We start from the raw sequence: 1,660 nt of genomic DNA on the forward strand, positions 1-1,660 counted from the left end.
GGATTATATTTTAGTTATGTTTCAAACAAACCCTAATATTTTTATATTTTTCACATTAACCAATAGAGGATTTAGTTATGTCTCAAGCAGCTATCGCCAACGTATTTAAGCTCATTGAAGAGCATGATGTCAAATTTGTCGATTTACGTTTTACCGACATCAAGGGTACCGAACAGCACGTTTCGATTCCTAAAAGTGCGGTAGATGACGATTTTTTCGAAGACGGCAAAATGTTTGACGGTTCATCGATTGCCGGTTGGAAAACCATCAATAAATCCGACATGGTGCTGATGCCGATCCCTGAAACAGCGATTCTCGATCCGTTTTTTGCGATTCCGACCTTAAGCATTCGCTGCGATGTTTACGAGCCGACCACCATGCAAGGTTATGATCGTGACCCTCGCTCCATCGCCTTGCGCGCCGAAGAATACCTGAAAGCCTCCGGTATCGCTGACACGGTATTATTAGGGCCTGAACCAGAATTCTTCCTGTTTGACGATGTGCGTTTTCAAGTCGGCATGGGCGCCAGCTCATTTGCAATTGACGACATTGAAGCAGCATGGAACAGCAACACCGAATACGAAGGCGGCAACACCGGTTATCGTCCGGGCGTGAAAGGCGGTTACTTCCCGGTGCCTCCGGTTGATTCTTCCCAAGACATCCGCTCTGAAATGTGTTTGTTAATGGAAGAGTTCGGTTTGGTGATTGAAGCGCACCACCACGAAGTGGCAACAGCTGGTCAAAATGAAATTGCCTGTCGTTTCAACACGCTAACCTTAAAAGCCGACGAAACGCAAATCTATAAATATGTGGTGCGCAATGTGGCACACGAACACGGCAAAACAGCGTGCTTTATGCCAAAACCGCTGTTCGGTGACAACGGTTCCGGTATGCACTGCCACATCTCGTTGGGCAAAGACGGCGCTAACCTGTTCTCCGGTGATAAATATGCCAACTTGTCCGAAACCGCACTTCACTTTATCGCCGGTGTGATCAAACACGCCAAAGCCTTGAATGCGTTCACCAACCCGACCACCAACTCCTACAAACGTTTGGTGCCGGGCTACGAAGCACCGGTGCTGTTGGCTTACTCAGCAAGCAACCGCTCCGCTTCAATTCGGATTCCGACGGTTTCCAGCCCGAAAGCACGCCGTATCGAAGTGCGCTTCCCGGATCCGGGTGCCAACCCATATTTGGCATTCTCAGCGATTTTGATGGCGGGTCTGGACGGGATCATCAACAAATTAAGCCCGGGCGATGCGATGGATAAAAACCTGTATGACTTGCCGCCGGAAGAGTTGAAACAAGTGCCGCACGTTGCCGGTTCTTTGGAAGAAGCCCTACAAGCCCTGCAAGCCGATCACGATTTCCTGACTCGTGGTGGCGTATTCAGCAAAGATTTCATCGAAGCCTATGTTGAGTTGAAATCGAAAGACGTACAACGCTTAAGAATGTTGCCACACCCGGCAGAATTCGAAATGTATTATGCGATGTAAGTTGAGTTTAAATCCGACAATTTAAAATAAGGGCGTATGTTAATGCGCCCTTAGACTGCTGACAAAGGTTAAAATACACGATTAATGTTGTAACTGTAGGGGGCGATTATATATCGCCCCGAACCGCACTTTGCATTTTTCCTTTATTAATTAAGTGCTTATGC

At 47.5% G+C, this 1,660-nt stretch carries 1 protein-coding gene; it reads left to right on the forward strand.

Annotation, left to right across the window (positions count from 1 at the left end):
• The first annotated feature begins 77 nt into the window (after positions 1–77).
• Entirely contained in the window at positions 78–1,496 is a 1,419-nt protein-coding gene (gene glnA / locus FHQ30_RS11840; protein WP_139612343.1) for a glutamate--ammonia ligase, read from the forward strand.
• Positions 1,497–1,660 lie beyond the last annotated feature (164 nt).

The sequence above is a fragment of the Testudinibacter sp. 'clade 2' genome, assembly GCF_006227735.1.
GTDB lineage: Bacteria > Pseudomonadota > Gammaproteobacteria > Enterobacterales > Pasteurellaceae > Chelonobacter.